19 protein-coding genes are annotated in these 20,135 nt (G+C 43.8%); 14 read left to right on the forward strand and 5 right to left on the reverse strand.

What is annotated here, in order from left to right; all coding sequences use genetic code 11:
• The first annotated feature begins 3 nt into the window (after positions 1 to 3).
• Both ACTTKA_RS03575 and ACTTKA_RS03580 read left to right on the forward strand, forming a co-directional pair.
• The gene (locus ACTTKA_RS03575) at positions 4 to 888 is read left to right on the forward strand and encodes an alpha/beta hydrolase (RefSeq protein ID WP_442724001.1); all 885 of its coding nucleotides are present in this window, start codon (positions 4 to 6) and stop codon (positions 886 to 888) included.
• Between the two features lie 114 nt (positions 889 to 1,002).
• Positions 1,003 to 1,740: a DUF1266 domain-containing protein gene (locus ACTTKA_RS03580; protein ID WP_442724002.1), complete on the forward strand. Its 738-nt coding sequence runs from the start codon at positions 1,003 to 1,005 to the stop codon at positions 1,738 to 1,740.
• Between the two features lie 57 nt (positions 1,741 to 1,797).
• Here ACTTKA_RS03580 and ACTTKA_RS03585 read toward each other — a convergent pair whose 3' ends face one another.
• Entirely contained in the window at positions 1,798 to 2,259 is a 462-nt protein-coding gene (locus tag ACTTKA_RS03585; RefSeq protein ID WP_442713564.1) for a type I restriction enzyme HsdR N-terminal domain-containing protein, read from the reverse strand.
• Positions 2,260 to 2,306: 47 nt separating this feature from the next.
• Here ACTTKA_RS03585 and ACTTKA_RS03590 point away from each other — a divergent pair, with 47 nt between their 5' ends.
• The 3 genes from ACTTKA_RS03590 to ACTTKA_RS03600 all read left to right on the forward strand — a co-directional run bounded on the left by ACTTKA_RS03590 (position 2,307) and on the right by ACTTKA_RS03600 (position 5,394).
• Positions 2,307 to 3,083 carry an AMP nucleosidase gene (locus ACTTKA_RS03590; protein ID WP_442713563.1) on the forward strand — a complete coding sequence of 259 codons (777 nt, stop codon included), beginning with the start codon at positions 2,307 to 2,309 and terminating at the stop codon, positions 3,081 to 3,083.
• Between the two features lie 11 nt (positions 3,084 to 3,094).
• Complete coding sequence (holA, locus tag ACTTKA_RS03595; protein WP_442724003.1) at positions 3,095 to 4,120, forward strand: DNA polymerase III subunit delta; 1,026 nt, start codon at positions 3,095 to 3,097, stop codon at positions 4,118 to 4,120.
• An 806-nt stretch (positions 4,121 to 4,926) separates the two neighbouring features.
• Complete coding sequence (locus ACTTKA_RS03600) at positions 4,927 to 5,394, forward strand: helix-turn-helix domain-containing protein (protein WP_442724004.1); 468 nt, start codon at positions 4,927 to 4,929, stop codon at positions 5,392 to 5,394.
• A gap of 178 nt (positions 5,395 to 5,572) precedes the next feature.
• Here ACTTKA_RS03600 and ACTTKA_RS03605 read toward each other — a convergent pair whose 3' ends face one another.
• The 3 genes from ACTTKA_RS03605 to mltG all read right to left on the reverse strand — a co-directional run bounded on the left by ACTTKA_RS03605 (position 5,573) and on the right by mltG (position 8,857).
• Positions 5,573 to 6,151 (reverse strand): indolepyruvate oxidoreductase subunit beta, encoded by a 579-nt coding sequence (locus ACTTKA_RS03605; protein WP_442713560.1) that lies wholly within the window; start codon positions 6,149 to 6,151, stop codon positions 5,573 to 5,575.
• A 1-nt stretch (position 6,152) separates the two neighbouring features.
• On the reverse strand, positions 6,153 to 7,745 hold the full coding sequence (locus ACTTKA_RS03610) for a thiamine pyrophosphate-dependent enzyme (protein ID WP_315264176.1): 1,593 nt from the start codon (positions 7,743 to 7,745) through the stop codon (positions 6,153 to 6,155).
• 71 nt (positions 7,746 to 7,816) lie between these two features.
• Positions 7,817 to 8,857: an endolytic transglycosylase MltG gene (gene mltG / locus ACTTKA_RS03615; RefSeq protein ID WP_442724005.1), complete on the reverse strand. Its 1,041-nt coding sequence runs from the start codon at positions 8,855 to 8,857 to the stop codon at positions 7,817 to 7,819.
• 238 nt (positions 8,858 to 9,095) lie between these two features.
• Between mltG and ACTTKA_RS03620 the strand changes: the two genes are divergently transcribed.
• A complete protein-coding gene (locus ACTTKA_RS03620) occupies positions 9,096 to 9,671 on the forward strand; it encodes a hypothetical protein (protein ID WP_155642599.1) in 576 nt (191 codons plus the stop codon).
• Between the two features lie 872 nt (positions 9,672 to 10,543).
• Here the strand turns inward: ACTTKA_RS03620 and ACTTKA_RS03625 are convergent.
• The gene (locus ACTTKA_RS03625) at positions 10,544 to 11,701 is read right to left on the reverse strand and encodes a 6-bladed beta-propeller (protein WP_442724006.1); all 1,158 of its coding nucleotides are present in this window, start codon (positions 11,699 to 11,701) and stop codon (positions 10,544 to 10,546) included.
• Between the two features lie 352 nt (positions 11,702 to 12,053).
• Here ACTTKA_RS03625 and ftsY point away from each other — a divergent pair, with 352 nt between their 5' ends.
• The 8 genes from ftsY (at position 12,054) to ACTTKA_RS03665 (ending at position 20,125) form a co-directional block, all read left to right on the forward strand.
• Complete coding sequence (gene ftsY, locus ACTTKA_RS03630; RefSeq protein ID WP_046825405.1) at positions 12,054 to 13,025, forward strand: signal recognition particle-docking protein FtsY; 972 nt, start codon at positions 12,054 to 12,056, stop codon at positions 13,023 to 13,025.
• Positions 13,006 to 14,301 (forward strand): 30S ribosomal protein S12 methylthiotransferase RimO, encoded by a 1,296-nt coding sequence (rimO, locus tag ACTTKA_RS03635; protein ID WP_442724007.1) that lies wholly within the window; start codon positions 13,006 to 13,008, stop codon positions 14,299 to 14,301. Before ftsY ends, rimO begins: the two co-directional genes overlap by 20 nt.
• An 80-nt stretch (positions 14,302 to 14,381) precedes the next feature.
• Positions 14,382 to 14,672 carry an HU family DNA-binding protein gene (locus ACTTKA_RS03640; RefSeq protein WP_442713555.1) on the forward strand — a complete coding sequence of 97 codons (291 nt, stop codon included), beginning with the start codon at positions 14,382 to 14,384 and terminating at the stop codon, positions 14,670 to 14,672.
• The gene (locus ACTTKA_RS03645) at positions 14,665 to 16,050 is read left to right on the forward strand and encodes an HU family DNA-binding protein (protein WP_442724008.1); all 1,386 of its coding nucleotides are present in this window, start codon (positions 14,665 to 14,667) and stop codon (positions 16,048 to 16,050) included. Before ACTTKA_RS03640 ends, ACTTKA_RS03645 begins: the two co-directional genes overlap by 8 nt.
• Before the next feature lie 153 nt (positions 16,051 to 16,203).
• Positions 16,204 to 17,199 (forward strand): AAA family ATPase, encoded by a 996-nt coding sequence (locus tag ACTTKA_RS03650; RefSeq protein WP_278478854.1) that lies wholly within the window; start codon positions 16,204 to 16,206, stop codon positions 17,197 to 17,199.
• Positions 17,200 to 17,228: 29 nt separating this feature from the next.
• Positions 17,229 to 18,098: a DUF58 domain-containing protein gene (locus tag ACTTKA_RS03655; RefSeq protein ID WP_074450210.1), complete on the forward strand. Its 870-nt coding sequence runs from the start codon at positions 17,229 to 17,231 to the stop codon at positions 18,096 to 18,098.
• A gap of 6 nt (positions 18,099 to 18,104) precedes the next feature.
• Positions 18,105 to 19,139: a hypothetical protein gene (locus ACTTKA_RS03660; protein WP_442724009.1), complete on the forward strand. Its 1,035-nt coding sequence runs from the start codon at positions 18,105 to 18,107 to the stop codon at positions 19,137 to 19,139.
• Positions 19,136 to 20,125: a vWA domain-containing protein gene (locus tag ACTTKA_RS03665; RefSeq protein WP_442724010.1), complete on the forward strand. Its 990-nt coding sequence runs from the start codon at positions 19,136 to 19,138 to the stop codon at positions 20,123 to 20,125. Before ACTTKA_RS03660 ends, ACTTKA_RS03665 begins: the two co-directional genes overlap by 4 nt.
• The last annotated feature ends 10 nt before the right edge of the window (positions 20,126 to 20,135 follow it).

Genomic DNA, 20,135 nt, shown 5'->3' on the forward strand with positions numbered 1-20,135 from the left:
AAAATGAGCAAGTTGATATTATCGTATGTCTGTCTGCTTTTCATGGAGGTTGTCGCGACGGCACAGGAAAAAATTGTTCGGCTTTTTCCGGAAGGAGCTCCCGGAGAAACTGTTCGAATGGCTGAAAAGATTAGTAAGGAAGGAAATAGAGTGGCCGGAGAAATTGTATGTCGGGTTACGAATGTCAGTGATCCGACGATTGCTATTTATCAACCGTCCGAAGAATTAGCCAGTGGATCGGCTATGATTGTCTGTCCGGGTGGAGGATACGATATTCTGGCGTATGATCTGGAGGGCGATGAAGTTTGTCTTTGGCTAAACGAATTGGGTATTACTGCTGTATTATTAAAATATCGTGTGCCTCGTCGTGAAGGACGACCAAAACATGAAGCTCCATTGCAGGATTTACAACGTGCCATTAGCTACGTACGTGCGAATGCTTCAGAGTTGAATGTCGATGCAAACCGGATTGGAGTGATGGGTTTTTCGGCAGGAGCACATCTGGCTGTAATGGCTTCTACCTCATTTAATAAAAGAACGTATCTTGCGAATAACGCGATTGATAAGGTCAGCTGTCGTCCGAATTTCTGCCTGCTGATTTATCCGGCGTATTTGGATGGCGAACACTTCGGACTGGCTCCTGAGATTCAAATAGCTCCGAAAACACCGCCGACCATGCTGATTCAGACCGAAGATGATCGTTCGTTTATCAACAGCAGCCTCTTTTATTACTATGCGCTGAAGGAAGCAAATATCCCGGTATGGATGCATCTTTACGGAAAAGGAGGCCATGGCTATGGCTTGCGTGATACAGGTGTGATGGTCAACAGTTGGCCGGATCGTGCCGAAGATTGGTTTCGGGAAATCGGCGTGATCGAGACCGAGTAAGGGCTTCCTTTCGATCATCTGTCTCCGGTGTCCGTTGTAATTTTTATTTTTCGGCATAGATAAAACCACTATTTTTTTGTAGATTTGTCGGTATTATTTCAAAAACGTATCAATATGGAAAATGTGATTTATATCGTCATCGCCATTGTTGCGGCGGGGATTGGTGGATATATGTTGTATTTGAATTTTCAGACGAAGAAGGCTCGAAAAACACAACTGGCCGAGTTTAATACACGCTATTCGGGTAAACTGTTGGGCGAAAATTATCAACGAGCCATGGGGTATGGGGCTATTTTGGCATGTTACCGTGGCGAACAGATTTTGTCGCTGATACCCAAAGAGCCTACGGATGTCTACCGTCAGGGAATGAATAAGCAATGGGAAATTGTAGACGAACAGTCGGCTGTAAACGCCATTAACGGATTATTGAGCCTGCAACGGAGTCAGCAATACGACGAGTTTATTCGTACACGTCAGACAAATAAAGATCTGAATAAAATCTATGTCCGGATAGCTCAAGAGTTGAACTTACCGGAAGAGGACGTGAGAGCTATTCAGTCAACGTATGCATGGGACATCGGACGTGCTGTAAGTGTGGCAAAATGGTGCTTCTGGATCGGATATCTCACCGAAGAACAGTTCTACCGTTGTCTCGATCAATGTATAAACATCGTATTGCAACGTGGAAGAGATTGGACGGAATACACGTGCTCATTCCTTTTGGGACGCTGTATTCACGGGTTTAAATTAGACGATGTGATCTCGGCTGCGCAGAGTTTGCTCTCACCTTCCGAAAATATGAAGAAGAAAGATTCTGATATTGCAATATATCAGGATGTTACGTTTAAATAGAAGAGAGTAGGGGGGACAATGTTTTTTGTCCCTCTTTTTTTACAAAGTCTGCAATGATTAATCTCTTGCCAATAGTTCGGTATATGAAGGTATCGCTTTCAGATGGCTGTAAGAATGTGTGTCATAGTCAATACGGCAACAGTAATGTTCCATGCCATTGCTGACAATTAGGTAGTGTACCTTCAACACCAGATTATAACGTGCAATCTGCTCAAAGACGTCTTGGGTAATCCGCACGGAAGGAGCCTTGTATTCAACAATAGCCAGAGGCTTCAAGTAAGTGTCGTAAATGACGGTGTCACATCGGCGGGAGAGAGTGTTGAGCGTAATAGCCACTTCATTAGCCATTAATTCTTTCGGCACGTTTTTTTCTGTGAGTAGATAGTTTACAAAATGTTGCCGTACCCATTCCTCCGGAGTCAGCACCACTTTTTTCCGGCGCAAAAGATCGAAGACGTAATACTTTCCGTTTTTTTCTGTTATTTTTAGCGGATATTTGGGCAGATTTAACGAGTACATTGCTTATATTTGCTTGCAAATTTACCAACAAAGATAGAAAAGGATTTATGAAAACGAAACAGGAGATTGTTGAAAACTGGCTTCCGCGATACACAGACCGCAAACTGGAAGAATTTTCGGAGTATATATTGTTGACGAATTTCACCAAATACGTCGAACTGTTTGCGGATCATTTCAAAGTACCGATCCTGGGACTTCGAAATTCCATGCCAAACGCCACCGGAGGAGGAATTACGATTATCAACTTCGGTATGGGAAGTTCGAATGCCGCAACAATTATGGATTTATTGTCGGCCGTGATGCCAAAAGCTGTACTTTTTCTGGGTAAATGTGGCGGACTGAAAAGAGCCAACTCGCTCGGTGACTATGTACTGCCAATAGCGGCCATACGCGGGGAAGGAACCTCGAACGATTATCTTCCGCCCGAAGTACCTTCGCTACCGGCATTTTCGATGCTCCGCGCGATCTCGTCGTCCATACGCGACAAAGGGCATGACTATTGGACCGGCACGATCTACACGACCAATCGCCGCGTGTGGGAATATGATACGGCATTTAAGGAGTATCTGAAGAAGACGCATGCAACAGGCATTGATATGGAAACAGCTACGTTACTGACTGCCGGTTTTGCCAACCAGATACCTACCGGTGCTCTGTTGATGATCTCCGACAAGCCGCTTGAAGAACATGGAGTAAAGACGCAGGAGAGCGACAAAAGTGTAACACAAAAGTTTGCTCCCGAACATGTTGAGCTGGGTATCAGTGCGCTGGAGATGATGATCGGAGGGAAGAAAACCGTGCAGCACATCAAATTCAGCTGGTAAACACCTACAACATGGCCGGAAAAGAAGCGACGTACGAAGAAATCTGCCGAGACATCAAGGCTAAAAAATTCAGCCCCATCTATGTGTTGATGGGGGAAGAACCTTATTTTATCGATCGGATTTCGGAATTACTTCTGCAATGTGTACTCAATGAATCGGAGCGCGATTTTAACCAGATTATTCTGTATGGAGCTGATACGAAAGCGGTCGATATCATCAATGCCGCCCGACGCTTCCCGATGATGTCCGAGTATCAATTAGTCATCGTCCGGGAGGCGCAATTGGTTGCCAATATCGATTTGCTGACCAACTATGCCAAAAATCCGCTTGCTTCGACTATTCTCGTGATCGAATATAAATATAAAAAGCTGGATGGGCGTAAAAGCCTGAGTGCTGCAGTTGCGAAAACAGGCGTTCTGTTCGACTCGAAAAAGATTCCGGACTATAAAATCGAAGATTATATCTCATCGGTGCTTCGTGAACGTGCTTTCGAGGCAGATCGCAAGGCGGCGGCCATGTTATCCGAATATCTGGGAAACGATCTGTCTTTGCTTCACCAAACCTTGGATAAACTGCGGATTCTTGTGACAGATTCTCCCGAAAAAAAAATCACTCCAGAGCTGATCGAAAAAAACGTAGGCATCAGTAAGGAATACAATAATTTTGAATTGCAGCGAGCGATCGCCGATAAAGATGTGTTGAAAGCGAATCGTATAGCACGCTATTTTGAACAAAATCCGAACAGTCATCCTATTCAGGCAACGCTTCCTGTGCTGTTTAACTATTTCTCCAACCTGCTGATCGGTTATTATTCCAAAGATCGCTCGGAAAGAGGACTGATGAATGCCCTGAATCTGCGTTTCCCCATTCAGGTAAAGGATTATCAGAGCGGTATGAGGAATTATAGCGCAATGAAAGTTTTTCAGGCGATTCATGAAATTCGGATGGCAGACGCCCGATCGAAAGGAATTGACGTGACCTCGTCTATGACACAGGGCGAAATCATGAAGGAGTTATTGTATAAGATTATGCATTGACACCTTACGGAAATATCAGAACATTTTTCTTCTTTTTTCCTATCACGACCTTTTATCTTCTTTCCCTAATTTGTATAGGGAGCAAATACAAAGTAAAATGCCCTGCCGGCATCGTATAGTTTCAGTATGCCGGTTTCCCAATTTGTCTGTTCTTCGACTGTCGAGAGATAGTAAAACTCATTATCAGGAACGCCTTGCATCTAAAAAGGTACAAGGTTATTCTTGAGGAAAAAATCACAACAATATACAATTGTATTTTTTATACAGCCAATTATCGGAGTGTATACAACCATAAACCTGTAAAAATGATTATAAATGTATATTTTGAATGATTTATATATGTTTTTGATCAGATGTAAATTCTTTTCGGTATATAATTATTTCCTATAAACAATCGTATACCCGCAGATAAACACATGAGTTTATAATCCGTTAATATTAATATATCCAGTATTTTAATATGATTAAAAAGAAGTGATACTTTAGATTTAAACTTGCTAATTGTATGGGAAGAGTTATATTGTAGGAATTTACTTTATATAAGGTATTATATTAATCTTATTATCAATATTTTTATACTTTAATTTGAAGTTTTGATTTAATAGATAAAAGAAGTTTACATATCCTTTTTACAATTGTAAATACACATCAATATATCAATGATATACAGTTGTAAATTATTAGAAATTACAAATGTTATTTGTCTAACAGAATTTATTGTTTATCTTTGTATATTCTTTAGATACTAATAATATACAAAACAGAATAAAATAATATACCAATAACGATTAATCATGTAGTAGTTTATGAATGAAAAAGATCGAATCATGCTGATTATGAATCAAAAGCAGCTTTTGCCATCGCAATTTGCCGAGATAATCGGAATTCAGCGAGCAGCAATGTCGCATATTACATCAGGACGAAACAACCCGAGCTTAGATGTATTAAAAAAGATTTTGGAACAGTTTCCCCATATCAGCCCGGATTGGTTGTTATTCGGTACGGGACCGATGAACCGTCCCGGATCAGGGCCTGCTTCTGTAAACGAGAAACAGGAAGCTCCGAACTTGTTTACTCATGTATCGGATGTGAAAACAGATGTAAAGAAGGTTCCGATAAATCCCACCGAAACAAAGTTGCCTGAACCGGTAGAGGTTAAGTCTTCATTAAAAGATATTTATATTCCTCCTCAAACTCCTACAAAGGAAATACAACGGATCATGGTCTTCTATTCGGATAATACGTATGAGTCTTTTGGGCCGGAAAAGAAATAAAAAGCCGTCTCTTTATGCTGAGATATGAGACGGCTCCTTTTTCAAAAAATAATTGTAAATAGACTTGTACCTAAAAATAATAGATTTGTATCATAACTGATTTTCTATTGTTTATGCGAATCTCTATTGCTTTTTAACAGGGCGTTTACATTTGTAAATTTCCAATATCTATACTATATTATACTTTGGTAGCAATTTCGTATCCGGCTTGCAATGCTTTCAGGTTTACGGATACGATCTCATCTCCTTTACGTCCGAAAATCGAACGGATCCCGTCGGCAATTTTTTCATAGTCGATACGGAGGAACGGTGTGGCAGCTCCCAGCATAACCATATTCGCCGTGCGTGGAGAGCTGATTTCCTTGGCGACGGTTTCAACATCAAGCAGTACTTTATGCGGCAACTTATTTAGTTCTGCCATGACCTTTTCCATCTCCGGATAGTTCGGGATATTCGTATAAGGCTTGGTGTTGGTGACTAACCAGCCGTCTTTATTCAGATACGGTAAATAGCGCAGCGCTTCCATCGGTTCGAGCGAGATGATCAAATCGGCTTGTCCGGTAGGAATCAAGTCGGAGGCTATGGGTTTGTCGGAGAGGCGCAGATTAGACTGCACGTCTCCTCCACGCTGGCTCATACCGTGTACTTCCGATTGCTTCATGTATAACCCATCTTTCAAAGCGGCTTCGCTGATAATGGCGGCAATAGATAATATGCCTTGTCCGCCTACTCCCGATAATATAATGTCTGTTTTCATGTTATTTTGCTTTTTTCTTTCTTGCCAATGTCTGAATACATTCCCGGCACGGTATTAATACCGAAACGCCACGATATTCGATTTCTTCGCGGATGATGTTTTTCATCTCTTCATAGTTCTTTTTCAGCGGTACCATGACGCGAATATGTTCCGGTGCGACGCCGATGCCCGCACAAATAGCCTGAATGCGTCCCGTGCCGGCCGAATCTTGTCCGCCGGTCATGGCCGTAGTTTCATTGTCGGAGATCACAATCGTTACGTTACTGTTGGCATTGACGCAATCCAGTAGTCCGGTCATTCCCGAATGGGTGAACGTGGAGTCGCCGATTACGGCAACTGCCGGAAATACTCCCGCATCCGATGCACCTTTGGCCATCGTGATAGAGGCCCCCATATCGATACAGCTATCGATCGCACGGAAGGGAGGCAATGCCCCCAGCGTGTAACAACCAATATCGCCGAAAACTTTCGGCTCCTGATATTCTTTCAGCACTTCATTCAGGGCGTTGTACATATCCCGATGTCCGCATCCCTGACATAGTGCCGGAGGACGCTGTTCCACAATATCCGGAATCGTATAATAGCATTTCACCTTCTTTCCCAGAGCTTTTCCGACTGAGTCCGGTGTCAGTTCCCCGTCGCGCGGAAGGGTGCCATCGAGCCGGCCCCGAACGTTCAGTCCTTTGCCCGTAAAACCTTTCAGCCACTCTTCGACCACAGGATAGCCTTCTTCGAGCAAGAGCAATTCATCACATTCGGAGGCTATTTTCTCAATCTGTTTCTTTGGCAGCGGATATTGACAGATTTTCAGTACCGGATGCTCAAATCCATCGGGATAATTTTCCGAAAGATAGTTAAAAGCAATGCCCGTCGTGATGATGCCCCGTTTTTTATCGGGCCCGTCGAAATAACGGTTATATTTCGACTCTTCCGAAGCAGTCGTCATCAAATCTTGTGCGGCCAGCAGCTGTTTATAACGTTGACGCGCCAGAGCCGGCAGCAGGGTAAACCGCAGCCTGCCGTCGGGCAGGCAATGCATTTTGTTCTCCGGACGGGCGGGACGAACCGTAACCCCTGAGCGAGAATGTGCCATACGTGTTGTGATACGCAGCAGAACAGGGTATCCTAATCGCTCGGATAACTCGAATCCATCGTAAACCATATCATACGCTTCCTGCTGATTAGACGGTTCCAGCATCGGAATCATCGCGAACCGTCCGTATACACGATTGTCTTGCTCATTCTGTGAGGAGTGCATCGACGGGTCATCGGCCGAAACGATTATCATACCTCCGTTGACACCGCTCATGGCGGCATTCATGAAACAATCGGCTGCCACATTCAGACCGACATGTTTCATACAACAAAGCGAACGCTTTCCGGCGTAACTCATTCCCAAAGCTGCTTCCATAGCTGTCTTTTCGTTCGTACACCAGCGACTGTGTATGTTTCTTTCACGTGCGACGGCCGATTGCTGAATGTATTCGGTAATCTCCGTCGAGGGTGTGCCCGGATATGAATATACTCCGGATAGTCCGGCGTCGATAGCAGCCTGAGCAATGGCCTCGTCGCCCAAAAATAATTTCTTTTCCATGCTATTCTATTTTTTATAACAATGCTTGCAAATTGCGACAAAGGTACGACTTTATGCGACTTGACCAAATTTCAGTAAATGCCCCGCCGATTTAATTCTTCCTGATAACGTCGGGCATTCTGATTATGCTCCGTGAGGGTCGATGCGAAATTATGTCTGCCTGAAAAATCTTCCTTGGCGCACATATATAAATAATGATGTTTCTTGTAATTCAGGACGGCATCCAGCCCCTGAATAGACGGTATCCGCAACGGCGCAGGAGGTAATCCGCCGTACATGTAGGTATTGTAGGGGGAGTCGATCTCTTTGTGTCTGTTTAAGACCCGTTGGATCGTAAAATCCCCCAGAGCATACTTGACGGTCGGATCGGCCTGAAGATATATTCCTTTATATAAGCGGTTAAGATACAGTCCTGCAATTGTCGGATATTCATCGGTTACAGCCGATTCTTCTTCCACAATCGAAGCGAGCACCGCGACTTCGAGCGGCGAGAGACCGATCCGCGCAGCTTTGTTGCGACGGGCATCCGTCCAGAATGCAGCGTATTCGCGTTTCATCCGTTGCATCAGTTTCTCGGCCGAGATATTCCAGTATACCTCATACGTATTCGGGATAAACATCGCTTTGATGGTTGGAGGCGTGAACCCCATCGACCGGCAGTAATCGGAATCGTTCATTAGCTTCATCAACTCATGGCTTTCGATCATCAACTGTTGAGACAGACGGTCGGTAAGGTCTTGCTTCATCCGGATATTGTTAAACGTAACTCGCACGGGAGTCTGATACCCTCGCCGCAGGTTTTTCAAGAGGTCGTAGTTACTCATTCCCCGAGTGACGGCGTATCGCCCGGTATTCATCTTTCCCGGATATTTCAGTAAGCGTGCGGCTTGTCTGAATGTGCGGATATCGCTGCATTCGGCCGAATCTTCCAGTTGCCGGCACAAGTCTTTATAATCCTTGTCGGGGTATATGTAGACGTAAGCCGTTTTTTCCGGCATGAAGTTGGGCGAAAAAAAGAAATATGCTCCGCAGCCAATCCCCGATAAAATCAGCAGAAGGATACCGGAACATACGATCCATACCACCCGTTTGAACCATTTTGATTTGCTCATAGATATTTTCCTGTTGTTGTAAAACAACGGTAAAGATACGTCATTCGACAGGAAAAATAAAAAAACAGTTCCTGATCCTGAATTTTTAACATATCGCCATGCAGCGTTTTCAATCTTTTTTGCATCATCTATTAAAAACTTTTTATCGTAATATCATGTTTAAATCACTAACTTTACCGATGAAATCGAAGATTCTTATATTACGATACGAAATAAATAACTTTAAAAACAAAGAAAAATGAAACGAATAGTTTTGATTTTGAGTGTATTTATAGGCATAATGGCATGTCAGCAAGAAGATGGTCCTAAAATCAGCGACAAGTATCAGGAGCTGTTTAAGCTCTCCAAGGAAACAGAAGATGGGATTACATCATCCGACGAGTACAAATCATTGAAGAAGAGTTTATCCGGATTTGCTCAGTATAAGGAGTATTATGCAGCACATGGCAAAGCATATCAAAAAGGTTACTCTTCGACGGTTGATAAAGAAGCGGATCGAATGGCTTGTGTTGAATACCTGATGGGGCAAACGGCCTTTTTATCGGGATTACACTCCAGTCAGCGGAAAGAGCTTCTATGTTTGTCGCTGGATAAGCAGAAAATCAAATTTGAGGACAAGGATAGCGCTCCATTTACGACGAGGCAGACGGGACTGCAACTGATTATTCGATTATTATCCATAGAAAAAGAAGATACCATATTAAAAGCTCTTTCCGACTATTGCGGCACACACGAATTCCGGTACGGGATCTATAACGACAAAGCGTTCAATGATTTTTTAATCAGTCAAATCTCAAAGAATTGCAAGAAATAAGTCCGTTTATTGACTGAATATTGCCGAGGCATACGATATACATCATAAATTTTATATCCGATGAAAACTTTTGCTTTTAAGTCGTTTGTTACAATGTGGGTTTGCTTGCTTCCGTTTATTTCCGGATGCAAAAAAGACAATGAATCTTCCCTCGATAAGTTAAATGTTTCAGTATGTGACGCTAAAAAACCGCAGTGGTTAGAAAAGGAAATCGCTTCCATTATACTCCGATCTTCAATATACAGGCCGACTCGTATTCTCGTCTATAGAGGCCCGGAAAAGGAAATCATAGCTATCGAAGATTCGACGAATTCGAGTATGGAACAGCAGCTTCGTTTTTTTGACTGTGCCGGAAACAAGGTAGCATTTAAAAGTGCCGAATATAATTCGTGCGTAGAAAAATGGAAGCGTCGCGAGTTTTCGTTATTATGGACGAATTAGGTTTGGGTATTGTAGCAAATATCATAAACCACCTATTAAGGATACGTTCCGAACGTATTTTGGGTACGTTTGGAACGTCATTTAGGGTATTTCCGAATTATATTTCGGGTAGTTCGGAACCTGATTTGGGTACGTTCCGAACCTAATTCAGATACGTTCTGAGCTACCCTGTGATACGTTCGGAACGTATTTCAGGTACGTTCCGAACCACCCGTCGATACGTTCCGGACGTACCTAAATATCCCTCCGAACCACCCGGAATCAGGTTCCGAACAGGTCATAATCTATTTCCAAACAGTATTAAATACCCCTCGGAACGTACCGAAATACCGTTCTGAACGTACCTGAATATCTTTTTGGACGCACCCGAATACCGTTTGGAACGTATCGAAAGATCCTTCCGAACCCGTTAGAACCTGTTACCGAACGGACTATTTCTTTGCTTTATACTTCATGACAACGAGCACGGGATTCGCATCTTCGTCCAATTGTGCGGCAATGTCCTTGAGTGGGCCTTTCAGCTCATCTTTTTCATACGCTTCAACAAGCTGATCGGCTGTCAGTATATTGAATGCCGCGATTGTGCCGTTTACAGGGTTTGAATTCATATTCACTTCATGCTTGTCGTAATCGGCATTGAATACGGTCGCGCGGTATAGGGCTTTTTCTTCCGTATCATACATCAAATCGGTTCTTGGAAATCCATTTCCGGTCGTGAAATCAAATTCTTTCTTAATCGTTTGCAGAAAATAATAACGGTCGGTCATCGTGCCCATCGTAAGGAGTATCTGAGGATCTTCGGAGGCGGTTTTTACTAAAAACGGACGGATGGTGTTTCCTTCCGACAAATAAACCGTATCGGTCGATGTTTCGATAAGCAGAAACTTGTCGTGCCAAGGCACTATCGATTGGATGGTATTTATAGCAATGCCTTCTTTCTGTATAAGAGGCGCTTTGACAATTTCGAAAGGAATCGGAATCTTCCGTGTCACGCTCCCGTCCTGCTTCGAAATAATGGCGTGAGAGGACCGGCCTTCCGAAGGCATTCCTTCCTTATAGTATATGGACATGTCATAGCTAATCAGATGTTCCCTGTCATAATTGAAGAGAACCGAATACGAAGCGCTGTCCGCGTGGTTGAAACTCCGTTTGAAACGACCTTCCAAGTCATACACGAATATTTTCCTCATGGGCATGCAATTGACAAACATTTCGTCATTGGCTTCGTCCAGTACGATTCGGTAGATGGATGTATATTCTTCGGCTCCTTGTCCTTTTCTGTTTATTTTTCTGATGCCTTTTCCCGTTTGTCGGTCAAAGAGAAAAATATCGCCGTCGGGTGTTCGGTTTTTGGCTAAAATGTACCGGTCACCGATGTCCAGCACATAGCCTTGGGTGATGAATTCATCGCTCGTTTCGAGCGGAATATATTCCACTTCCAGAATATCCTGAAGCATCAGTTTTTTCTCCGGATAATCGGCATGCACATCGACTGTGATGATCCCGGTTTCTTTTTCTTGATGGCTGTTTCCACATCCGGCACATAAAGCCATTAGAAAGACGGATGCAATGATTTTTTTTCCTTTCATGATATTTCTTGTTTTGATCGTTGTGTGCGCAAAGATAACAAGTTTTTGCGGAGTCGGCAGTCTTTGTGAATGCATAAATTCAGATTTTCTCAAGATATTTTGCCCACCTCCCAAAGATGAAGTATAAGGTGGAAATTGAAAGAATTACCGGGCATAAGAAGTATTGAGGGGGGAGCGAATTATAGATATGTAAGGAAATGAGTTCAGAGAGGAATTTTGGTCGCTTTGCAAGGAATGTTTTTGTCATTTAACAAACACTTGAGAAGAAGTAATAATCACTTAGGCCTAAATGATAGGTTTTAATTAAAAAATCATGTACCTTTGTAGCCAGAACATATATTATTAGTAAGCAATGGGCTTTTTTGAGTTTTTCAGCAAGGAGAAGAAAGAGACATTAGATAAAGGATTATCCAAAACGAAGGAAAGTGTCTTTTCGAAAATCACCAAGGCTATCGTCGGGAAGAGTAAAGTAGATGACTCGGTGTTGGATGAGTTGGAAGAAGTATTGATTACGTCGGACGTAGGAGTCAGCACCACCCTGAAAATCATCGAACGTATCGAGAAACGTGCTGCAAAAGACAAATATATATCTACAAGCGAATTAACGACGATTTTACGCGAGGAAATCGCTACTTTGCTCACGGAGAATAAAACGGAAGATATGGAAGATTTCTTCGTTCCCGAAGGCAAGAAACCTTATGTCATCATGGTGGTTGGTGTCAATGGAGTCGGAAAGACTACGACGATCGGCAAGTTGGCATATCAGTTTAAAAAGCGGGGAAAGAAGGTCTATCTGGGTGCGGCCGACACGTTTCGGGCGGCCGCTGTGGAACAGTTGGTGATCTGGAGTGAGCGCGTGGGTGTGCCGATCGTCAAGCAGAAGATGGGATCCGATCCGGCTTCGGTTGCTTTCGATACGCTTAATTCGGCACAGGCGAACGATGCCGACGTGGTGATCATCGATACGGCCGGCCGTTTGCATAATAAAATCAACCTGATGAACGAGTTGACGAAGATTAAGAACGTCATGAAGAAAGTCGTGCCCGATGCTCCGGACGAGGTGCTGCTGGTACTCGACGGTTCGACGGGACAAAACGCTTTCGAGCAGGCCAAACAGTTTACGGCTGCGACCGAAGTTAATGCGTTGGCCGTCACGAAGCTGGATGGAACGGCCAAGGGCGGTGTCGTGATCAGTATTTCCGATCATTTCCAGATTCCCGTCAAATATATCGGTTTGGGCGAAGGCATGGAAGATTTGCAAATATTTAACCGGAAAGCATTTGTAGATTCACTGTTCGGAGAACATGAGAAAAAACAAGGTTGACATCATCACATTGGGCTGTTCGAAGAATCTGGTTGATTCCGAGCAGTTGATGCGTCAGTTTCAGCTGAACGGATATACCGTTACGCATGACGCGGAAAAGGTGAATGGTGAATTTGTCGTTGTTAACACATGCGCTTTTATCGGTGATGCACAGGAAGAATCCATTAACCTTATCTTGGCATTAGGCGAAGAAAAAAACAGAGGCCGCATCGGCAAACTTTTTGTGATGGGTTGTCTTTCGGAACGTTTTCTGAAAGAGCTGAAAACAGAACTTCCTTTTGTCGACCGTTTTTACGGAAAGTTCAACTGGAAAGAGCTGTTGAACGACATCGGAAAGGCTTATCATCCGGAATCATCTACCGATCGTGTCGTGACCACCCCCAAACATTATGCTTATCTGAAAATTGCCGAAGGGTGTAACCGTACGTGTTCTTACTGTTCTATTCCGATTATTACCGGAAAGTACCAGTCACGTCTGATGGAGGAAATCGTCGAGGAAGCACGGCTGTTGACTCGGAAAGGAGTCAAAGAAATTCAGCTTATTGCGCAAGACTTAACATATTACGGGCTTGATGTGTACCGTAAGGCCGTTCTTCCCGAATTAGTCGAGCGCTTGTCGGATATTCCCGGTATCGAATGGATACGGCTTCATTACGGCTACCCGTCACAATTTCCGCATGACTTGCTACGGGTTATGCGCGAACGTGAAAATGTTTGTAAATATCTCGATATTGCTTTGCAACACATCAGCGATCCGATACTGAAACGGATGCGTCGCCGAATAACCAAGCAGGAAACTTACGAATTAATCGACCGTATCCGTGAAGAAGTGCCCGGCATTCATCTGCGAACGACTTTCATGGTCGGTTATCCCGGCGAAACGGATGAAGATTTTGCCGAATTAATGCAGTTTGCCAAAGACGCCCGTTTCGAGCGCATGGGCGCCTTTGCATACAGCCACGAAGTAGGAACGTATTCGTACAAAAATCATCGGGATGATGTGGAGGAAGAAGTAAAGCAACAACGTTTGGATACGTTGATGCGGTTGCAGCAGAAAATATCGACGGAAGTGCAGAATGAGAAAGTGGGCAAGGTCTTTAAGGTCGTACTCGACAGGGAAGAAGACTTTTACATCGGCCGTACGGAGTATGATTCGCCGGAAGTTGACCCTGAAGTGCTCGTCAGTAAAGAACAAAACCTGCAGTTGGGAAAGTTTTATGCTGTGCGGATAGAATCGTCGGAAGCGTTTGAGTTGTATGGGAAGATTGTTGGATAAGATTAGAAATGTTAATTTTTTTATTAAATAATACAGAAACGGTCAATATATAGATGTCTAAAAAATAATAACGGTTGCGTATGAAAAATATAGAATTGATCAGTGAATTATCGAACCGACTTCGTTGGGAGCAGGAAGAGACAGAACGAATGCTGGATGCTTTCTGTGAGGTCTTAGGTGATAAACTTGCAAGTAACGATATCGTCAGTTTGCATGGATTGGGACAGTTCGAAGCGAAGAAAAAAGACGAACGCTTTTTAGCCAATCCGAGCAACAGCAAACGTTATCTTATCCCTCCTAAACTCGTACCTGTTTTTAAACCGGTTGCAACATTAAAGTCGTATTTAAAAACATTAGACAGCCATGGATGAAAAATTATCGATCTACGATATCTCCGAAATCCTGACGGCAAAGACCGGCAGAGAGAAGGCAGACATTGAGACGTTTGTTGAAACGTTGATTGCGGTAATCAACGAGGCAATTACCCGCAACGGGTTTGTAAGAATAAAAGGAATCGGCAGTTTTAAAGTGATTCTGGTTAAAGAACGTGAGAGCGTACATGTCAATACCGGCGAACGGATTGTCATTCCGGCGCATCACAAGCTGTCTTTCCTCCCCGATAAAATACTCAAAGAAAAGATTAATCGACCGTTTGCTTTTTTCGAAGCCATCGAAGCCAATGAAACGGAGAACAGTGAAATGGACTCAGCCCGTCTCTCCAAAGATGACGAAGAGGATGAAAACGATGAGCTCATGACCGCGGAAGAACCGGTTCAGGAGCTTGTCGGAGAAGTTACGGAAACAACAGAAGATGTAGCTCCGAAACCCGAAGAAAATCCGGCCCCGCTTTCAGTACTTCCTTCTGAAGATGAAACAAAAGAAGAACAGAAAACTATGGATAAAGAAATCGACGAAGAATCCGACCGGGAATGGTCGGAAGAGCGTGCAATCGGGAGCCATCCCGCCTCTGCCACGAACAGGGAAACATTACAAAGTACAATACCCATAAAACAAGAAGCCATGAATGAAGCAAAAGAACGTAAAGAGCAGCATGTGAACGAAACACCGAAATCTCATCCGGTCGCCAAGCCCGTTGTGAAGAAAAAGAAAAAAGAAACGTCGAATACCTCGCTGTATGTTATTCTGGCGTTGTTATTGTTGCTGTTAGGGGTGGGAATATTCTATTATTTCTACTATGATCGTTTATCGTACGAGGAGTTTAACAGCACAACACAGCATACACAGACGACGGATGATTCGTTTCTTTTGCCCGGCGACTCCGCCGCGGTGCAAGAGTCAGAAAAAAGCGAAAACGTCGATACGTCCGGAGTGACTGCTTCCGGAACGAACGAAAGTACCGCAACATCGCCGGTCGCTTCAACTTCGTCTACGCGGAAAGAGCAAACAGCTTCTACAGCATCGACATCATCCAAGAAAACAACTCCTCAACAGACGAAGCCAACAACAGGCACTTCCACCTCGTCGGATCATAACGTTATGGCACGTGTGAAAGTAGCATCGGGTGAGCGGTTAACGTTGCTTGCGCAAAAATATTACGGGAATAAAGTCTTCTGGGTCTATATCTATGATTTCAACAAGGCCAAAATTTCCGACCCCGATCGCGTACCTGCGGGAATGGAAATTCTGATTCCGGCCAAAGAAGTATATGCGATTAATGCCCAAAGCAGCGCCTCCATTGCACAGGCAAAAGAATTACAGTCGAAGATCATGGCGAACAAGACAAAATAATCTTTTTAAAAATAAACAAATTAGAGCGTGAAAGCCCATTGTGTGATTAGTATTATTTAACGGCAAAACTTTAATATACCAACCTGAATTTTCTATTTTTGTGCGTTCAAAAATGAACATACAGAGATCAGAATTATATAATATATTTAATCTATGGATCAAACAGTAGATATTCGAGAATTGAACGAACGGATTGAAAATAACAGTTCGTTCGTAAACATGATTACTATGGGAATGAATCAGGTCATCGTCGGTCAAAAGCATTTGATCGAATCGTTGTTGATCGGACTCCTTTCCGATGGACACATCTTGCTGGAAGGTGTTCCGGGACTTGCTAAAACACTGGCAATTAAAACACTTTCTTCACTAATCGACGCCAAATACAGTCGTATTCAGTTTACACCGGATTTGTTGCCGGCCGACGTGATCGGGACGATGATATACAGTCAGAAAAGTGAAGAATTTCTCGTCAAGCAAGGACCTGTATTCGCCAACTTCGTATTGGCAGACGAAATCAACCGTGCTCCCGCCAAGGTGCAGAGTGCGTTGCTCGAAGCCATGCAGGAGCGTCAGGTGACTATCGGCGAATCGACCTATAAGCTTCCGGAACCGTTTCTCGTAATGGCTACGCAAAATCCGATCGAACAGGAAGGTACGTATCCGCTTCCCGAAGCACAAGTCGATCGTTTCATGCTGAAAGTGGTGATCAACTATCCGAAGAAAGAGGAAGAAAAAATGGTGATCCGTCAGAATATCTCGGGTAAAAAGCCGGATATTAAGCCGGTACTCGATACCCGACAGATTATTGAGGCGCGTAACATCGTGCGCGAGGTGTATCTGGACGAAAAGATTGAACGTTATATTGTCGATATTGTTTTCGCAACCCGCTTCCCTGCCGAATATAATCTGGCTAATCTTAAATCAATGATTGCATTTGCGGCTTCACCCCGTGCTTCGATCAATCTGGCGTTGGCCGCACGCGCGTATGCCTTTATCAAACGTCGCGGCTATGTGATTCCCGAAGACGTACGCGCCGTATGTCATGATGTGATGCGTCACCGCATCGGTCTCAGCTATGAGGCGGAGGCTAACAACCTCACATCGGAAGAGATTATCAGTGAAATTCTGAATAAAGTCGAAGTGCCCTGATGGTATTTTACCGGGCTTGATGGATATAAATGGAGACAAGCGAACTTTTAAAGAAAGTCAGGCAGATAGAAATTAAGACACGCGGACTGTCGCGTAACATCTTCGCAGGTCAGTATCATTCGGCATTCAAAGGTCGGGGTATGGCTTTCAGTGAAGTACGCGAATATCAGTTCGGTGATGATATTCGTGACATCGACTGGAACGTCACGGCGCGTTACATTCGTCCGTATGTGAAGGTTTTCGAGGAAGAACGCGAATTGACCGTGATGCTATTGATCGATGTATCCGGCAGCAAGGACTTCGGAACAGTAAGTCGGATGAAGAAAGAGGTTATCACGGAAATTGCTGCTACACTGGCTTTTTCGGCAATTCAAAACAACGATAAAATCGGAGTCATCTTTTTTTCGGATCAGATCGAAAAATTTATACCGCCTCAAAAAGGGAAGCGGCATATCCTTTATATTATCCGCGAATTGATCGATTTTCAGCCGGATCATAAACAGACGGATCTTGGTCAAGCGCTCAAATACCTCACGAATGCCATCAAAAAGCGGTGTACGGCATTCTTGATTTCCGATTTCATCGATAAGGGCAACTATCAGGATGCCTTGACGATTGCCAATCGCAAACATGATGTTGTAGCCATTCAAGTGTACGATCATCGTGAGACGGAACTTCCGAATGTCGGACTCATGAAGATCAAGGATGCGGAAACTGGCAAGGAACGGTGGATAGACAGCTCGTCAAAACAGGTGAGGGCACTGTATAAAACATGGTGGGAAGAGCGACAAAGTGATATGAACAAGGCATTTAATAAATGTCGGGTCGATGCCGTATCGATTCGAACGGAAGATGATTATGTCAAAGCTTTAATCGCTCTTTTTGACAAACGAAACTAATCCAGCATGAAATTGAGAAAAAATAAATTCCGGTTATTATTGTTTGCTTTCACCATAGCATCGAGCATCGGGATACAGGCACAACAGACCTTGATTAGTGTCAAACTTGATACGGCCGATATCCTGATAGGAGAGCAAACAACATTGAACCTGACAATTACAACCGATAAAGACAGGCAAGTCATTTGTCCGATTCCGACAGATGTCTTAATGCCCGGAGTGGAAGTTTTATCCACATCGCCGGCAGATTCGACTGTTTTGGATAATCGATTGGTGATTAAGCAAAATATCCTGATTACATCGTTCGATTCGGCATTATATCTGTTACCGCCGTTGATTGTGATTGATCAGGGGGACACGATTTCATCGAATCAGATCGCGTTAAAAGTATCGACGATACCGGTCGATACGGATAATCCCGAAGAGTTTTACGACATCAAAGACGTATGGAAGCCTCCGTTTGTCTTAGCCGATTATTATCCGTGGATATTCGGTATTCTGTTCGGACTTTTTGCGATTTGTGTCATCGGTTATCTTGTTCAGCGATACAGAAACAGGAAAACGCTGATCCCGTTAAAAAAAGAAGAACCGAAACTCCCGCCGTACGAACAGGCTATTCAGGAATTGAATGAGATTAAAGGACAGAAATTGTGGCAACAAGGACTGAATAAAGAATACCATACTCTCGTGACGGATACTCTGCGTCGTTATATTTCGAGGCGTTATCAGGTCAATGCCATGGAAAAAACGTCGGAAGAAATCCTGCATATCATTGAGCAGGAGAATGATGCTCATTCTGTTTATGAGACTTTGAAACAAATTCTTCATTTGGCCGATTTTGTAAAGTTTGCCAAGTTACATCCGTTGCCGGACGAGAACGACTTAAGTATGATGAATGCGTATCTGTTCGTTAATCAGACGAAACAGACCGAAGCGCCGAAACCGGAAGGAGAAAAGATATCCGGAGATCGGTCGTCGGACAATGGGATAGCGTCATCCCCAAAAACGATCGAAGTAACCCCTAACGAAGAAGAGCAATGATATTCGCAAATCCATCATACATCTATTTATTGTTACTGCTGATTCCTCTAATCGGCTGGTATTTCTGGAAGATGCGTAAGAGTCAGGCCAGCGTGAAGATGTCGTCTTCGCAGGCTTTCGATGTGCCCAAGGCGGTGACAGCCAAAGTCTATTTGAGACATGTACCGTTCGTGTTACGCATGATTGCCATAGCCCTTGTTATCATCATCTTGGCTCGTCCGCAGTCGACCAACAGCTGGCAGAACTCATCGACCGAAGGGATTGATATCATGATGGCCATTGATATTTCCAGTAGTATGCTGGCGCAAGATTTGCGACCGAATCGTCTAGAAGCAGCTAAGAATGTGGCAGCTGCTTTTATCAATGGACGACCGAACGATAACATAGGCCTCGTCGTTTTCTCGGCCGAGAGCTTTACGCAGTGTCCACTCACTACTGATCATGCTATTTTGCTGAATCTCTTCAAAGATATTCAAAGCGGGATGATTGAGGACGGAACGGCCATTGGTTTGGGCCTTGCCAATGCTGTCAGCCGTATCAAAGACAGCCAGGCCAGATCGAAAGTCATTATTTTGCTGACCGACGGTTCCAATAATCGCGGTGAGATAGCTCCGGTAACAGCTGCCGAGATAGCCAAAACATTCGGCATCCGGGTGTATACCATTGGTGTAGGTACAAAAGGAGCGGCGCCGTACCCATTCCGTCTGCCGGGAGGAACGGTTCAGACGCAGATGATCCCTGTGGATATCGATGAGCCTACCTTAAAACAAATTGCAACAACGACCGGCGGACAATATTTCAGAGCCACCGACAATGCCAGTCTGAAGGAGATTTATTCCGAGATTGATCAAATGGAGAAAACCAAAATCAATGTACGGGAATACAGTAAAAAACAGGAAGAATATAAAAATATTGCCCTGATTTTATTTGCTTTGCTGCTGTTGGAACTTCTCCTGAAGCATACATTATTAAAGAAGATACCATAAGGAAGAAAGT

Origin of the sequence: Tannerella sp., assembly GCF_052170195.1 — a bacterium.
Lineage (GTDB): Bacteria > Bacteroidota > Bacteroidia > Bacteroidales > Tannerellaceae > Tannerella.